We start from the raw sequence: 17,741 nt of genomic DNA, 5'->3' as shown, positions 1-17,741 counted from the left end.
CTGTAGATTGTTTCTAATTCTCCATCGGTTGACTCAGCATTTGTTCGAGCTCGCCTTCGGCCTGTTGGAAACCTTTATGACTGCGACCTAGGAATTTTTGGTTGTAAGTATCAAAAGACGAGACTAAGAAACGTTCCATCGACTCTTCATTTTGGAACTGTTCCTTGCGGTGGCTGTATTTCTTGATTTGCTTATTAAAGGATTCAATCAAGTTCGTAGAGTAAATACTCTTGCGTATGGCTAATGGGAAATCATAGAAAGTGAGCAGGTAATCGTTCGAAAGGATCGATTCCATCATTTTTGGATAACTGGTTTTCCATTTTTCCGCAAAAGCACCACGTGCTTCCAATGCCGCCTTTTTAGATGACGCTTGATACACCATTTTAAAATCATCACAGACTTCCTTACGATCATCGACACGCACTTTATGACTGATATTACGGGAAACGTGCACACAGCAATGTTGAAAACGGGCTTTGGGGTAGAACCGCTGCACGGCCCCTGCCATCCCTTTTAAGCCATCCGTGATGAAAAGGAGGACGTTTTTCACGCCACGTTCCTGGAGGTCTATTAAAATCTCTTTCCAAATCGTGATAGATTCAGTTGGTGCAATCGCATAGCTCAATACTTCCTTTGATCCGTCCGGGCGAATGCCAACTGCGATATGAATGGCTTCCTTGGCGACGGGTTTCCGCTTTAAAGGGATATAGGTTGCGTCCATATAAATAGCGGCATAACGGTCATGAAGCTCACGTTCCTTAAATGAAGTGACTTCTTCCGTAAATGATTTAGTCATATTGGACATGGTTTGGGGCGTGTAGTGATGCCCATACATTTTCTCAATCAAGTCTGCGATTTCCGACATGGTAATACCTTTTCGGAAGAGGTGAATGACGGTCTCCTCTAAGGTATCATTCGTCCGTCTATAACCAGGAACAGTCTGTTGCTTGAACTCGCCGTTGCGGTCGCGCGGAATCTGGAGATGAAGTTCCCCGTACTCGGTCTTGACCGTACGGTCATAGGAGCCGTTACGAGAATTACCCGTGTTAAAACCAATGCGATCGTACTTTTCGTAATCGAGGAAAGCCGTTAACTCCGTTTTGAGAAGCGTATTGACAGCTTTTTCCAAATGGACACGGAATAATTCATTCAAATCGCCTTTTTACTGATAAAACGATAAAATGATAGTGGTTCGTTTGTTGCATACTCATTTAATAGATGTTGAATTAAAATATAGTTCTTCGAATAATTACTTTTTGATTTAACATCTGCTTCACCACTTACTAGAATACTAGCAAATTCTTCATCCCCCATTACTCGAGACATAATCAGAATTTTATCTGGTTTAACCTCACCTGTTAAATCATCTTGTTCCCATAACGCGGGTTCAATTTGGCTTTTCAAGAATAAAGCTTCCTTTTCACAACTATTTTCTAATTTAGCATAGATAGCTCTCAAAAATAAAAATAGCGTAGTTATCCTTTGCTGTCCATCAATGATTTCTTGCTCGTTATGATCATTTTCATAAGCCACAATGCTTCCTAAAAAGTAAGTACTCTCGTTATTGTTTGCTGTGTACTCCGCTAAATCATCAAATAGTACTTGGTTTTGCTCGTCAGTCCAGGCATAAGGACGTTGATATTCTGGAATAACGAATTTTTTGATTTTCCCTGTTTCAAGAAACTGCTTCACGCTTTGTTTGTTCACTTCAATTGTCGTTGACAGAGTTCAGACAATTTAGTACGTAACAAATTTTTCAGGGCTTTCTTAAAAGCAAACAATACAACTTCTCCTTTATTTTTGAGAGAAATTGTATTGTCTAATCCTTATTTATAAATTTTATTTCGTCCGTAATAACTTGTATAAATCTCTAGCAACTAATGTATATACTAGATCAAAGTACTTATCATCATGCCCAAACATTTTCTCAAAAGCTGCATTGTTCTTCTCGTACTGCTCCATCACCTTATCTTTAAATACATCAGGGAACAGCGATTTTTCAAACATCTGAGCATCGTTATTCTTAGCCATACTGACAACTTTCAAATCTGGGTTATTGGCAAATGACCGATACAAAATCTCTACTAACACCCGGTCTCCTTCGTCAAAATCATTTGGAAATCGTTCATTGATTTTATGAATGATTTCTTCTAGTGAATCTCGTTCATCTGGCGGTTTGATTCCTGCATCAATTGACTTTGGATTTACTAGCTCGCCTTCTTTATTCACTAGATGGATTTCACCGGAAAAGTCCTGACGTAACTTATAATATTCCAACTTTACTTTGTCAGAAATATCAATATTCTCTCGTGTTTCTTTAGGTAGAAACTTCAGCAAGTATCCAGTAAAAATCCGCTCCTCCAATAATTCCATATCGAATAACCGATCAAGTTGTGAAATATAATCATACCACTTGCCAAAGTTACGTAGAGTCACCCGAAACTGGTACTGATTATCCTTATTCATTTCCTCATAGCGATCCATAATCGGCTTAAACATGCTAGAAATTCGTCCAAGCAAGCGCTCATTCTGTTGCTTTTGGGCTTGTTTCACCAATTTCATGACACGTTCAATATCACCTTGATTGTAAACATTAAATTTTCGTAGCTTGCTTTGAGTATCATAAATCAAGTTAACATTGATTTCTTCTCTCAAATTTGTTTGTTCATAAAAGGGTTGGAAAGCCGCTTCAATATCTTCAACATCATTTACAAAATCAAGAATAAAGGTATCCTTCTTCCCAGGCATTGTTCGATTGAGTCGTGATAAAGTCTGAACAGCTTTAACACCCTTTAACTTCTTATCGACAAACATGGTATGCAGCAACGGTTCATCAAAACCCGTTTGATATTTTTCAGCAACAATCAAGATATTAAAATTATCTGTATGGAAAGCTTCCTTTAATTGATTCTCCCGAACATTCTCACCAGATTTTGTGACATTCATCTTCGTTTCTGTATATTCAGTCTCTCCATCTACTACCGAACCAGAAAAAGCAACCAACACATCCAAGTCATTATAACCTTTGTTCGCTATATATTTTTTAAATTCTTTCATATAGCGAACAGCGTGTAAGCGTGATGCGGTAACGACCATTGCTTTTGCCTGCCCACCAATAGCTGTACGAGTAACCGCTCGGAATTGCTCAACCATCACAGCCGCCTTTTGAGCAACTGCCCAAGGATGCAATGATTGGAAACGAACAATCGCTCGGGTTGCTTCACTCTTTGGTAATTCTGGGTTATCTTCAATTTCACGGGCAATTTTGTAGGAAGTACTATAGGTCATATAGTTCTTCAGCACATCTAAGATAAAGCCTTCCTCAATCGCCTGGCGCATCGAGTAAACATGAAAGGGTTCGAAATGCCCATCTGGTTGTTTCGTACCAAACATTTCCAATGTCTTTTCTTTCGGTGTAGCGGTAAAAGCAAAGAAACTTAAATTTTGATGTTTACCTTGTGCTGCCAATTGTTGAACTAGTTCATCTTCAGCATCTGGTAATTCATCGTCAACTTCGCCTTCCAGTTCATAATACTCTTCCAAGGATTTAGATTTGTCCGAAAGAGCGGCTTTTAGCTTCTGGGCACTGTTCCCAGTTTGTGAAGAATGTGCCTCATCCACAATCACAGCAAAATTACGCCCTTCGACATGATCTACTTCCTGATAGATCACTGGGAACTTTTGCAAAGTGGTAATAATGATCTTACGCCCATCATTAATGGCTTCTTTTAAATCTTGAGAGGATTTACGATCGTCAATCGTTTCTACCAAACCTGTCTGATGATCAAAGTTCATGATAGTATTTTGCAACTGGCGATCCAACACTGTTCGATCAGTCACAATAATAATTGATGAAAAAATTGGGTAGTTCAGTTGATCATGAATAGAGGATAAATGGTATGCCAGCCATGCAATACTATTAGATTTTCCAGAACCAGCACTATGCTGGATCAAATAATTTTCTCCACTACCATGGCTTTTTACATCTGCAACCAATTTTCGAACCACATCTAACTGATGATAACGAGGAAAAATCAACGTTTTCTTTGTGACTTCTCTGTCGCCTTGCTTTTCTTTTTTAATCTCTAGATTCATAAAACGTTGGATAATATCCATCAAATTGTCTCTAGTAAGCACCTTTTCCCACAAGTAGGCAGTTGGGTAGCCATCTTTATTGGACGGATTGCCTGCTCCACCAACTCTTCCCGGCCCATTGGAACCTTGATTGAATGGCAAGAAGTACGTTTTTTTACCGTCCAACTTTGTCGTCATATAAACATCTGTATGGTCCACCGCAAAATAGACTAAGAAGCGGCGATTAAAACGAAATACCAATTCTTTGGGATCACGATCTTTTTGAAACTGGAGTTTGGCATTTTCTACTGTTTGACCAGTGTACTGATTTTTCAATTCTAAAGCGACGAGCGGAATACCATTTAACGACAAAACCATATCAATGGTTTTATGGTTATTAGGACTGTAAGCAAACTGGCGAGTACAGGTAAAACTATTTGCTTCATACTTTTCCATCATTTCATCATTAAGCTCTGAAGCGGGTTTGAAGTAAGCTACTTTGAAGCGCACACCGCGGTCTTTGATCCCATTGCGCAATACATGTAACATGCCGTGGGTTTCTACCTCTTGATTAAAGCGTTGAAGGAACTTAACTTCTCCATCATTGTTATAGTTGCGTTGGTGACGTGCCCACTGTTTTGGTTGGGTTTTCTGAATAAAATGCAGTAATTTTTGAGTATCCAAACCAATCGTAGGATCAAAGTTTGATTCGCTGAGTGTTTCCTTCTGCCATTTGCCATACGTAGTGAGTGAAGTCTCAATATCCTGCTCAAAACGAATTTCTTTGTTCTCTACCAAATGAATCACCTCCTAGGCTTCTTTTTTACCGGTTACGTATTCGTAGATTAGTGATTGCTTATATGCGTTAAGCTGAGTCACTAAGTCTTTTTTCTCTATTATCATATTATCAATAGCACTAGATTTACCACGCAGATAGTTAATAATATTTTGTTGTTCATCGTAAGGTGGAACAATTACTTGAATTTTTTTTATATCGTTAAATGTAATTCCTTGCCGAACGCCACTTCCCATTCCATAAAATCCTTTATTTACATCAAAAGAATATAAAAATAGGTGAATGTAGTAAGAATCTATCTCCGAATATATACCTTTTCTAATTGTGATATAAGCCGAAGTTATTATCCCTTTTTCTTGTACTAAGCCAGTTCGAAGACTCACATGGTCATTTTGGAGATCGGTCATTCTCAGAACAATATCTTCAGGTTGTACGATGTTGTAACCAGTAAAATTATTAGGTAATAAACCCTCTGTAACATTAATACTACGTCTAATTATTTTTCCATATGAAAGTGAAAGTAAGTTTGTTTCTTGTAACTCCAAATTTTTGCTCTTTACCTGAGAATAATAGTTTCCTATTCGTTTTACTTCCCATTTTGCCGGAATTTCACCTATCCACTCAATCCCACTATCCTTCATTTCAACATTTTTATCCAATCCTTTGGTCACTGTCTCAGTAATCAAGGCTTGTTTGTATTTTTTCAACTCATTGATGGATTGTTGAGTTTCGGAAATGATGGAATTTATCCGAGCAGTCTCTGTACTAATTCGATTTGAAATACGTCGTTGCTCTTCTACTGGTGGAAAGCTGAATGGTAATATCAAAAATTCATCACTAGTAATTGTATTTCTTAATGATTTTGATATTGGAACAAGAATCTTATCGTTGTCGAGCATTAATAGATAATAATAAATAAAATCCGTGTCAAAGTCATTTATCACTTCAAATTGTGTATATGCTGGACTTGTAAGGCCATAGTCACGTGCAATCCCAACACAACGTGGCGTAACATCAATATCAAATAAACATTCTATAATATTCCCTGGAGTTATTTCTTGATAACCATCAAAAGTAGTGGGCATTTTTCCTTTTGGGTTGACTAAGTCCCTTAAACTTACCCCGTTCATGGTCAAGGAGAGGATAGGTTGATTATCATATTTTTTAATGATAACCTTTTTTTTTCTTAATCCATTTTTTAAACGTCTAGTTTCCCAATTTTCTGGAATTTCCCCAATCCATTCCACACCGGAATCTTTCATTTTCCTAGTCAACGTTGCTCACGTCCTTTCCAGACAGTGCTTCAAAATTAGCTACGATTGATTCTTCTAGTTGTTTGATGCGCTCCGCAATAACCTCTGAAGGCTCTGGTGCAGTGTATTTGTAAAACAGACGAGTAAATGGGATTTCAAAACCTACTTTATCCTTCTTGCGATCCATCCAGGCATCTGGATTAAATGGCAGTACTTCTCGTTCAAAATATTCCTGAATATTTTCTTTCAAAGGAATATCTTCTGTATCTCGTAGGCTAGCATCCGGTGTTGGTTTGCCTTTTTTCAGAATAATTTCGCCATTTTCATCACGCAAAGGTCTCTCTACAGTCACTTTGGTAAAACCAAAATCTGCATTATCAAAGATTTTTGATTCCACTGTTTTATTATCCAACTGATATTCATGGTTTTGGAACTCACCATAGGCTTTAACAATCATCTCCCGGCATCCTTCAGTAATATCCACTCGTTTATTCCCAATATTTTTGCGACGTTTTTCAAACATTTTCGAAGCATCGATCAGTTGGATTTTTCCTTGACGTTCAGCCGACTTGTTTTTCGTCAAAATCCAGATATAGGTAGAAATTCCCGTATTGTAAAACAAATCTGTCGGTAACTGAACGATTGCTTCTACCCAGTCATTTTCGATGACATATTGTCGAATCGCACTCTCCCCGCCACCAGCATTTCCTGAAAATAGTGCGGAACCATTATGGATGATCGCCATCCGCCCGGTTTCTTTCAGTTTAGCTACACCATTTAATTGAAACAGCAACTGGCCATCACTAATTTTAGGCAGACCAGGTCCAAAGCGCCCTGCTTCGCCTAGTTTATGTTCTGCTTCTACTGCTGCTTTTGCACTTTTCCAGTCAATACCAAAAGGCGGATTAGAAATACAATAATCGAAGGTATAATCAGTAAATTGATCATTGGATAACGTATTTCCTTTTGTCATATTTTCTGGATCGCCGCCACGAATCATCGTATCAGCTTTCGCAATGGCAAAGGTTTCCGGATTTAATTCCTGACCAAATGTCCGAACTTCAACACTTTCATTAAAATCATGAATCCGTTCGATCATCGCAGATAGCATTTGTGAAGTTCCCATGGTTTGATCATAAACCGTTTTGACAACATTCTCCCCGACAAGTGTCTCACTATCTTCAGCAAGCAGTAAGTCTGTCATTAAATAAATGATATCTCGACTGGTAAAGTGAGCTCCTGCCTCTTCATTGTAACTTTCAGAAAATTTCCGTACTAGCTCTTCAAAAATATACCCCATATCTGTGCTAGTAACCATATCTGGTCCAAGATAAGAAGATGCCTTATTAAATTCAGTGATCACAGCGAAAAGCATGTTATTCTCTGCCATATTCGTAATTTCTTGCTCAAACTTGAAATTTGATAAGATATCCTGCATATTGTCGGAAAAACCGTTTAAATAAGCACGGAAATTTTCCTCGATATTGTTCGCATCTGCAATCAAGGTATCAAAGGTGAACATACTCGTATTATAGAAAGCAAAGCCTGATGCTTTTTCCAAAAAACGACTTCGCATCGTGTCGTTCATCTCTTTGTATTTTTCAGCAGCTTCTAAAACAGCATGACGAGTTGGTAATAAGGTATCGTGAAGACGTTTGATGACTGTCATAGGTAAGATGACTTTACCATACTCATGGGGTTTGTATAATCCTCTTAATATATCCGCCACATTCCACATCATATTGGCTTTCTTTTGGATAAACTGGGTTGTTTGTTCATTGCGTTTTGTTTCGTTCACTAAAATTCATCCTCAATTCGTTTGTATAGTTTAAAGATAGCTCTTTATTCGTATAAATCTTTTTTAAGATAGTAGTACTCCTTCATAGAATAATTTCATTATTTAATTTTTTATTACAAGATGGCAAATTAAATTTACCGTCAATTAGGGTAATTCTCGATAGTATAATAGTATTGTGCTTGTTTAAAATATACAAGTCAACTTCCTGTTTCAAGCTTGCTGAGTAGCATTCTACTATCTTATTATTAAGCTTTATTCTATCAACATCAATCATTTTAGAAAAGTCCTCTATTTCTAGATGGTTTTCATATGCTAAAATATCCTTTTTAATTATATCATTCATATTTTAAAATTTTTAGCGAATGATAATTATATTTTTCAATCCCTAGACAACATGAAAAATAATCTAATTACCCGATAGTGAATGTTAGGGCCATTAGTAATTCATGAACCGATCTTTTACTTCAACGACATTTATATATAAGTAGCAGCTGATTTAAAAACACCCTCACTTATGATACGGACCTCCCTAACGACTTCTCTAACGATTTCAAATCGCTAGAGAAGCGTTAGTGCCCCTCTCACGTTGTTTGATATAACCTCTAGACTAGATCGTTAACATAAAGGGTGTTTTTAACACAAAAATAGCCGTATCCTTTGTTTTGGATACGGCTATTTGATATTGCTCATTTAATTGTTGTACCACGGCAGGCGTGAATTTCATCGTAATTTCCAATATCTCCTTCTGTTTAGGATCAAAGGTGATTTTCTCAATAAAAGTTCGATACAAGGCTTTGACTTGCTTCTTCTCACTCTGGGCAAGAAAACGATCCAAACTAGTCAATATCCGTTGGACATCTTTGACTTGAATCGGCTCTCCTTGTTGTTGAAAGATCCCTAAGATTTCATTTTCTCGAATGTGCAACTGTCGTCGTTTTTCAGTCAATTCGTCTAAGCGGTCTTTTAACATCGGAAACAATTCAGGACTATCTTCCAAAGCAGCTTCCCATTTTTCAATTTTAGTCTTCAATTCTTCCTTTCGTTCCAGTAACACCACGAGTTCTTGTTCCAATGGTTGGCTTTGTCGCACTATTTCTTCATTTAACGCTGCCACCAATCGGGGAAGAACTTCTGGTAGCTGAACGATCTCCTTTAATCGGTCGGCGACAAATGTTTCCGCTTGTTCGGCACGAATCGAATTGGCATGACACACACTTGCTCCCTTATTTCGAAAAACTGAACAAGAATAATATCGAATCCGTTTCTTTGTGCCATCTTTTAGGGTATTTGTGACATTACTCGCTGCCATCGGTGCCCCACATTCTGGACAACGTAACAAGCCTGTCAATACATTTTCACCTGTATGGTTCCATTTGGGTTGTTTGCCTTCTAAAGCAAGACGTTCTTGTACTTTTTGATAATCTTCTTCCGAAATAATCGGTTCATGGGTTCCTTTCACTAAAATCGGTCTCGGATTCTTCCCCTTCCGTCGTTTGGTTTCCCAATTGATATAGCGCGCATACTCTAAATACCCTGCATAAATTTTATTGCGTAAGATATCTTTGACTGCCGTAGTAGAAAAAGCATTCTTTTTAACTGTTTGATATCCTTGACGATTCAAAAAATTGGCAATCGCTCGATACCCTTCTCCACCTAAATATTTTGCATAGATCAGTCGAACAATTTTCGCCTCTTCTGGTTCAATGACCAATTGTTTTTGACCATTCGTGTCAATACCACTGACATAGCCTAAACGTCGTCCTCCTGCATAGCGCTTTTTATCTTTCACTAAGCTTTGCATTGACATTTGAACATTCTCCGCAATTTGGTTGCGTTCAAATTCACCGAAACTCCCAAGAAGTTGTAACATCAGTTTTCCTGTCGAAGTGGTTACGTCAAATTGTTCCGAGATCGAATGTAATCCTACGTCATATCGCAATAATTCTTCGACAGTTTGTAAGACATCTAACATATTGCGTCCGAGACGGGTCAATTTCCAAATTACTAGTAGATCAAAACGATGGTTCCGAGCATCCTTCATCATTCGTTGATAGGCGAACCGATTTTTTGTGGATTTCCCACTGATTCCTTCATCGGCATAAACTTCTACCACTTCATAGCCCATCCGTTTGGCAAACTGTCGTCCATTTTGTTCTTGTGCTTGGATACTATGTCCTTCTAAAGCTTGTTCTTGTGTACTCACGCGAATATACAATGCGACTCGTTTGGTTCGTATCGTTTCCATAGGTCATTCGTTCCCTTCTAAAATATTTTGTGTCAGTTGTCGGAAGTAAATCCCACAGACTGTTTTTTCCTTTGTTACCTCGATCCGACAAACATGGTCACATAACAATTGTCGACTAGAGAGGTCTTTTAGTTGAAGCCATTCTTTCACTTTTGCTTCACACTCTTGAAGTGAAAGAAACGAAGAAGTAGTCATCGGTTTTTGAAGAGCTTGCAGCTGTTGCTTGAGTTCTTCCAGTGAACAATTGCCCTCTTCAAATGCCTTGAGCCATTGTGCTTCTTGTTTCTTTTGTTGGATTACTTTGTGTTTTTCATCTTTTCGCTTTTCGGCTAACTGTTGCGTCAATTGGGCAATCAAAGCCTGATAGACGCCTTCGTGTTGAAAAAAAGCCTGTATCTTTTCCAATACTTCTGACTCAACCCTTTCTGCCCGAAGAAAGATTCCTTGGCAGCTTCGGTCGGTACAATGATAATAATGAAGCGTCTTCGTCTTCTTTGTATTCCATTGATACTTCGAACTCAGATGACGACCACAGAATGGACACTTAATTTTTTGACGTAATAAGTACGGATACGTATCTTTTTTAGCTGTACATCTTGATTGGCGAATCTCTTGGACTTGTAAAAAGGTTGCTTTCGAAAGAATCGGTTCAAAGGTTCCTAGATACTTCCCCAAAGAGCCTCCTTTGATTTCGCCATAATACAATGGATTTTTTAGGATACTATAAATGTGATAAGGCTGAAAAGGACGTTCACGGAAGAAGAACTTTTGTTGAGTCAATCGTTGACAAAGCTTTTTGTAGCCATATTTTTTAGTCAAATAAAGTTGAAAGATATGGCGGACAACTTTTGCTTCGTGTGCTTCTTGTTGGATTTTCCCATTCACTAAACGATACCCATATGGAACCGCAGAAGATAGGTATTGCCGTTGTTGCTTTTTATAGGCAAGTCCGGCACGAACATTCTCAATAATAACGTTTCGTTGTTGTTCTGCAAAAGTGAACAATAATTGCACAAATAGTTTATTCGTTGACGCGTGCGAGAAAGAAGTAGGAAGAGGTTCAGAAATCGAATAAACTTGAACCTGATGTTGTTGGCACAACTCAATAAATTCTAAGGCTATTTTGGCTTGACGTGCCAATCGATCATAACGCCAGACATAGATCACCCCCTCTTCTTCTGACGCACAAACCCAAGCTCTAAGCTGTCGAAAAGCTGGACGATCCGCTTTTCCCCCTGATTCTCCTTTGTCTGAAAATCGTTGAGGAATTTGTTCATATTTCTCTAAAACATACTCTTTCACTGCATCATATTGAGCGTCATTACTGATTTTCGCTTCTTCATAAACAGACGTTCGATCATAACAAGCCACACGCATGCTTGAATCACCTCTCTATGAATGAACTAAATACCATTTTTTCACGACTCTTCCATTGAACGAACGTTGCACAAAGCGATTTTCTAAATATCCTTCGTTCTTCAACGCTTGAAGAGTACCTCCAATAGATCCAGCAGATACCCCTCTTATTTCGAAATCCAAGTAAATTGGTTGTGTAAAAAAGGCTTGATTTGAAAAATGTTCTTGAATATACAGAAGAACCTCTGCTTTTAGTGTCATTTTATTTTTAGTCATTAGAATTTTCCTTTCTTTTATGTTTGATTGAATGAAGTAAATGAAGCATAGATCAAGCTTCATTTACTTCCGTTTGGGTTTGCTCGCTATCATACAAATAAGTAATCAGTTGCTGTGAGAGCATTGTTAAAAACTCCTGCAATAAGATCCCCTCTTTCTAAGTTATTTTAATTTGTAACTATAAATCTAACTTAATTCGAAACGAAGCATATTTCCCACCATTAGACCGAAGATAGAGACGATCTTTCTCGCAACCAACTAACAGACCTCTTTTCTTCATTTCTTTCAAAATACTTCTTTCAGACGGAAGATTTAAAGATGTTAACATTGTTTTGAATTGTTGCTCTGTCATACGAACTCGGTAATATTTATTCTCCATTTTGTCTATTTTTCCTAATACTACTTGATGGCCATTGCGTAAATATCCATTTATCTTAAACTGTGTTTGCATACTCTCGATATACCCCCTAATTAATGGATAAGCAACCATTAAAATATCTAACTTGAGAGCTTCTCGCTTTAACAGCTCTGTTAATTTAAGTGTTATTTGATCGATAGATATATTAAAATCCAACTCGTTCAATATCTCGCCAATAAAAAGAACTACTGAAAACCTCAAAATTATACGTTGTACTTTGGAATTTTCAATCGGAACTTCCTCAAGCAAATACTGGGAATAGAATTGGATTCTTTCTACAATCTGAGAAATGTCCATCTGTTGAAGATGCTGTGCTAATTTTTTGGCTAAAAATCCATAATTGGTACTAGCCATCCTCTTAATTGCTTGTGAATGAGTAACAGATTGAGTCAAAGTTAGATCTGTCAATTGTAAAAGTCGAACGAAACTACCACTTTGGTTTCCTTTCCCCAACGGTGCTTCACCAGTAGAAAAAATTACGACCTTGAATGTGTCAGTTTCTTGCAATTCACTAGCAGAATTCAAACGAAATTTATCAACAGAATTTGCTATACGATAAATAAAATTAGTATAATCTAAATTTTGGCTAGCTGCTGAATCATCCAATCCGACTAACACTCCTTGTAAGTTCCCCAATTTAGTTAAAGCATTTATAGTAGAAGAATGTGAGCGAAATAAGCCCTTAGGTTCGGTGATAGTTGGACTACTATACATGCTGATCAATAACATCAAAGTTGTAGTTTTTCCGCTACTCGAATCACCATAAAGATGGAGAACAAACGGTTCTAAATCTAATTGTTCGGCTACAGGTGTATATCCAATAACAACTGGACACAAACCAAATAGTACCAATAACTCTAAATCTAAGTTCCCTCGAATATATTGACAATAATCAGCATACCAAGCTTCATAACTTCCTTTTTGTTTTAAGTGAAATAAAGGATTTTCGATGCAATATAACTGTCTTTCACTTTGAAGTAAATAATGCCATTTTTCTCCCACTCTTTGCCAACCAATCGTTTTAGAAATGATTCCTAAACTACTTTCCTCGATTTGTCGTGCTAAATAATCTTGTAAATCGCTCCAGTATTTTGGTAAAATAGGCAATCCCATAGCCATTAATTTCTTTGGAGAATGGTTCATTATTTCTTCGTAAGGAAGGGTTATCGAATGATATCTTTCCCTGCGACAAAATTTGACTTCCACTTTTATCAAGCCTGTTTCTAAATCACACAACTCTTGATCAATCCAAATTGGTTGTTTCGCTATGACTCGATTTTCAACTTTCACTCCTTCTTTAGATAAATAATAACAGTCATATAAAAAGCCTTTTCCATTTATAAGAGCTTCCTTTATTGAAGAATAGGTTTTGGGAGTACCCCTACTACTTGTTTGTATTCTTCTCATTTTTGAATTACCTCCTTTTTATTGTTATAGCAGGAGTATAGATCTATTATTACTGTGCTGCGATAACGTTAGGTCATTCTCGCTCTACACCTGAGTATCTTGACAAAAAATAAAAAGTATGCTTATCAAAAAAGATAAGCATACTTTTTATAAACTATCTCGTTTCTTTTCAAAATTTTCTTGATAAATCGAATCCATTAATTCAATAGAAGCTAAGAAATCTCTCTTCATGTAATAGTCTTCTATCGATTGTTTTATAATAGGAGTTTCCCAACTACGTGGACGATCAAGTTCTATAATATTTCTAGTAATTTTTTTCCACCTATCCAATCCCTTTTGGTGATAATTTGGATAGTTTACTTTTGAAGAAGGTGGGGTAAGCCTGAATTCTACCCAATATTTCTCTTCAACTTCCATAATAATTTCTTTGGTTTGAGACTCTACTTTTATATCAAATAATCTAGTAAAATATTCCATTGCTAATATATAGTATTTTTTTGATGGCAATTTGCATATCTCAGCAATAGATTTTTCTAATTCTTCTAGTGCATATAAGTCAAAACCATATTTTTTTTCATTTTCCAATTTATCTTTTATCATTCTAATTTTTTTACTCGCCTGGTGAAATATATCATCAATTAACTCTTTAAAATTTCCAGCAGAGTTTAAGTAATAATTCGCAAAAGCACAAGTTGTATCTAAACAAATCTCATGGTAAATTACTTCTTTTTGAATTTCCCTTGCCATTTGTGGATGATATTCTTCCTTTTCAAAAAATACACCTGTTACTCTATGCCTTAACTCATGATTTTTGAAAAATTCAAATGCTCCCTTATCTTTTGGATTTTTCTTACTTTGAGCGTTATAGATATCAATAATTCGAGAATGAAGCAATAAAATATATAAACAAAAAGTCAATATTTTTTCTTTAACATCCTCTTTATTCTCGCCAAATTCCTTTTCCAAAATGAGGTTATCTAGTTTTTTTCCTTTATCTATATACAACCAATCCCACATTTCTTTCAAATGATTTTGTAGCTGAGTATCCTCATTCACGTCTTTTCCTTCAAAATTATATGTTGTAACATAAAAGTTTTTCTTTCCATCATAGAGTATTGGATCGACTGTACTTTTAGACACATAAAACTGATTTTTTATAGCATTTTCTTTAATTCTTTTTTCCATTTCTATACTTCCTTTCTTTTTTATTATTGTATCAAAAAATAAATACTATAAAAATGCCCCGTTTCCCCGTTAAAATTCAAAAAAGATTCTTTTTTATTAAGATTAAAAAACTATGTATTTTATTATTTGTTTATCTTTTAAATTTAACGGGAAAACGGGGAACCTTTACTTAATATGGACACATAGAAAGTATGACAAATTTTCTATGTGTCCTGCATTAATTCCGTTTTATATACTTTAGTGAAATAAATAATCCTTTTCTAAGTACCAAAGTACCTAAAGTGACAATTTTTTATTTCACTTTACTTTTCTCACTCATTTTTTATCAAATATTATTTGTCAAATTAAGCGAGACAAAACTTTCCATTTACGTAACTCAAAAAAACTTCTAATGGTGTTTGGTAATTTAGTGATTTTCTAGGGATATGGTTTCTTCTGGACGCAACGGATGAGATGAATCCTTGATTGACTTGGTTGAAGTCCATTTCTTTTGGTAGTCCATCTTTTCGGAGGAGTCCGTTTGAATGTTCATTTAATCCCCGTTGGGAAGGCGTTCCTGGGTCTACGAAATAAATATCAATATCATTTGTATTACTAATACTTTTCCAATTAGAGAATTCTTTTCCACAATCAAAGGTAATTGATTTGAAAAGATTTTTGGGTACGGATTGAAGCCATTCATTAATCGAATTTTCAATATCAACTGCCTTACGGCCTTCTGGTTTCAAGGCGATAATGGCTTTTGAAGGTCGCTCAACGAGTGTGATGACGGCACTTTTATGGTGGATGCCGACAATCGTATCACCCTCTAAATGTCCAAATTCTTCTTCGAAAACGACATAATCTTTTTTACGTTCAGAAATATTTCTTTTGAATGCCTGTTTTCCACGTTTTTCCTTATAACCATTTGGTTTTCGTTTTCCTTGCATCGGTAAATGTAAAACATTGAATTCTCCCGTCTTAAACCGGCGATAGAGGGTACTTACTGAACAAGAGAAGGTTCGCTCTGCACGGCCAATAATGACGTCTGGGGTCCAACCTTCAGTTGATCTTTTTGCAATGTATTCTTTTTCCTCAGCAGGAAAAATGATTTCGGTTCTCCCACAACGTCGCTTATTTTCTTTGTATTGTTCAAAGTATTCAAGTGCTGTTCCACCACATTTGAGAAAGTTATAGACATTGTAAATTGTTTGGCGTCCACGTTTAAGCTGCTTCGCAACGATAGCAACCGGAGTTTCTTGATGAAAATATGCTTCTATCATTACAAGCTCGTTTGGTGTAAGATGGGTATAAGTCATTTATGTTCACTCTCCTTGTATGCTTTAGCGGGTATTACGATTTGAGTGTAACATAAATGGCTTTTTTATTTGTCTCGCTTAATTATACAAACGGCGAAATATATTTTGGTCACTTTGGGTACTTTGGTACTACATATTTTTATCATAAAACAAAAAAAGAATTCATATGTTATTTATATACCTATTTGAAAAACAAAGACTCATAGAAAGTCCTTCATACTTTCTATGAGTCTCTATGTTAGCTCTTTTTTATTGTAAGAATGATTGTATAGAAATACATTAAACCTAAACAGATTTATAGATCATCAATCGTATACTCTGAATACCCCTCATAAAAATAACTTACATCAATTCCTTTCATAAATAGTTGACGATCATGGATTTGTTCTGTTAGTGCTTGAGAAAGTAAATGACTAATTTCTAAATCGTTGATTGGACTACGTTCCATAGCAGATAAATAGTCTTCCTTATCTACTAAATTCCAATCAATTACCTTTTGCAGTTCTTTCTTTAACATAAGATCCAACCAAATCCGCATACTTCTACCATTTCCTTCTCGAAAAGGCTGGGCAATATTCATTTCAACATATTTCTCAATAATTTCTTTGTACGTGCTTTGAGGCATTTTATCAATATACTGTAAAGAAGTTTCTAAATACATTAATGGGGCAAAACGAAAATTTTCCTTCGCTAAATTCACTGTTCGAATTTCTCCTGCAAAATTATAAATATCTGAAAACAAATAAAAATGAATCGTTGCTAATCCCTTAAATATTCCAACCTCTATTTCATTTATTTTTCCACTATCATATAAATGTTTTGCTTTTTGTTTACTTATTCGTTCCTCTGCCTTCGCAAGAGCTATTTGATTGGTTATTCCTAATTTATTTTCCAATACCAAGAGAATCACCTCATTCATATATTAAGTCACTAAATCATTGACGCTCAAATTCTTTCTACAGTGCATAAACTCTATTTTCTAAAATATTCTCTTGAATACTTTCTTAACTATTTTATTATATCAAAAAGTCAAGTAAAACAGGGAATCATAGAAAGTATGACAAACTTTCTATGATTCCTGCATTAATTCTGTTTTATATACTTTAGTGAAACAAATAGACAAAAACAAGCCTTTCTTAGTACCAAAGTACCTAAAGTGACAATTTTTTATCTCATTTTACTTTTCTTACTCATTTTTTATCAACTATCTTTTGGTCACTTTGGGTACTTCTAGTACTGTATTGGTTTTCAATTAAATATCTCATTCAAAAGAATGCTTGTGCTCTTTCAATTCTCATTCCTATTAGTGTTTTTATGTATATTAGTTAAAAAGTCATTTAATACATTCTTTCTCCCTCTTTATAGATAAAACTGATTCTTAAAAAGCTCCATAAGCTTTTTAAGAATCAGTTATTACTTGATGATGTATAACTCTAATTATTGAACCATGTTAGAATGATGAATCATCCTAAAAGCCTCGTCCATTTTGGATCTGTGTCAATAAAGTGGACTCATTTTTTGAGAGTTTTTTTGCAACCAATCCACTCTCGAGTTGTTTCATGATTTCAGACAATCGTCAAACTAAAACCGTTTGACCATTCTCTGAAACCATGAAAAGAGATTCTCGTGGATTCG

General features: G+C 35.9%; 12 protein-coding genes. All 12 read right to left on the bottom strand.

Features of this window, described 5'->3' with window-relative positions:
• Window positions 1-13: 13 nt before the first annotated feature.
• Complete coding sequence (locus KFO35_RS12885; RefSeq protein WP_156272349.1) at window positions 14-1,153, bottom strand: IS256 family transposase; 1,140 nt, start codon at window positions 1,151-1,153, stop codon at window positions 14-16.
• The gene (locus KFO35_RS12880) at window positions 1,150-1,725 is read right to left on the bottom strand and encodes a DUF262 domain-containing protein (RefSeq protein ID WP_073441366.1); all 576 of its coding nucleotides are present in this window, start codon (window positions 1,723-1,725) and stop codon (window positions 1,150-1,152) included. Before KFO35_RS12880 ends, KFO35_RS12885 begins: the two co-directional genes overlap by 4 nt.
• A 114-nt stretch (window positions 1,726-1,839) precedes the next feature.
• Window positions 1,840-4,872, bottom strand: coding sequence for a type I restriction endonuclease subunit R (locus tag KFO35_RS12875; protein ID WP_156272351.1), 3,033 nt, complete (start codon window positions 4,870-4,872; stop codon window positions 1,840-1,842).
• A gap of 12 nt (window positions 4,873-4,884) precedes the next feature.
• Window positions 4,885-6,144: a restriction endonuclease subunit S gene (locus tag KFO35_RS12870; RefSeq protein ID WP_226830980.1), complete on the bottom strand. Its 1,260-nt coding sequence runs from the start codon at window positions 6,142-6,144 to the stop codon at window positions 4,885-4,887.
• Window positions 6,137-7,921 (bottom strand): type I restriction-modification system subunit M, encoded by a 1,785-nt coding sequence (locus KFO35_RS12865; RefSeq protein ID WP_129236486.1) that lies wholly within the window; start codon window positions 7,919-7,921, stop codon window positions 6,137-6,139. The genes KFO35_RS12870 and KFO35_RS12865 overlap by 8 nt, the downstream gene beginning before the upstream one ends.
• A 607-nt stretch (window positions 7,922-8,528) precedes the next feature.
• The gene (locus KFO35_RS12860) at window positions 8,529-10,166 is read right to left on the bottom strand and encodes a recombinase family protein (RefSeq protein ID WP_137264935.1); all 1,638 of its coding nucleotides are present in this window, start codon (window positions 10,164-10,166) and stop codon (window positions 8,529-8,531) included.
• A 3-nt stretch (window positions 10,167-10,169) separates the two neighbouring features.
• Window positions 10,170-11,543, bottom strand: coding sequence for a recombinase family protein (locus tag KFO35_RS12855; RefSeq protein ID WP_137264936.1), 1,374 nt, complete (start codon window positions 11,541-11,543; stop codon window positions 10,170-10,172).
• Between the two features lie 15 nt (window positions 11,544-11,558).
• Window positions 11,559-11,798 (bottom strand): hypothetical protein, encoded by a 240-nt coding sequence (locus KFO35_RS12850; protein WP_070770548.1) that lies wholly within the window; start codon window positions 11,796-11,798, stop codon window positions 11,559-11,561.
• 178 nt (window positions 11,799-11,976) lie between these two features.
• Window positions 11,977-13,623: a DUF927 domain-containing protein gene (locus tag KFO35_RS12845; protein ID WP_070770549.1), complete on the bottom strand. Its 1,647-nt coding sequence runs from the start codon at window positions 13,621-13,623 to the stop codon at window positions 11,977-11,979.
• Window positions 13,624-13,770: 147 nt separating this feature from the next.
• Window positions 13,771-14,808, bottom strand: coding sequence for a hypothetical protein (locus KFO35_RS12840; protein ID WP_129236504.1), 1,038 nt, complete (start codon window positions 14,806-14,808; stop codon window positions 13,771-13,773).
• 344 nt (window positions 14,809-15,152) lie between these two features.
• Window positions 15,153-16,106 (bottom strand): IS30 family transposase, encoded by a 954-nt coding sequence (locus tag KFO35_RS12835; protein WP_156272353.1) that lies wholly within the window; start codon window positions 16,104-16,106, stop codon window positions 15,153-15,155.
• A gap of 295 nt (window positions 16,107-16,401) precedes the next feature.
• Complete coding sequence (fic, locus tag KFO35_RS12830; protein WP_156272355.1) at window positions 16,402-17,007, bottom strand: protein adenylyltransferase Fic; 606 nt, start codon at window positions 17,005-17,007, stop codon at window positions 16,402-16,404.
• Window positions 17,008-17,741 lie beyond the last annotated feature (734 nt).

It is taken from the genome of Enterococcus lactis (genome assembly GCF_015751045.1).
GTDB lineage: Bacteria > Bacillota > Bacilli > Lactobacillales > Enterococcaceae > Enterococcus_B > Enterococcus_B lactis.
The sequence above is the reverse complement of the archived record's forward strand: the minus strand, read 5'-3'. Positions and strand labels throughout refer to the sequence as shown.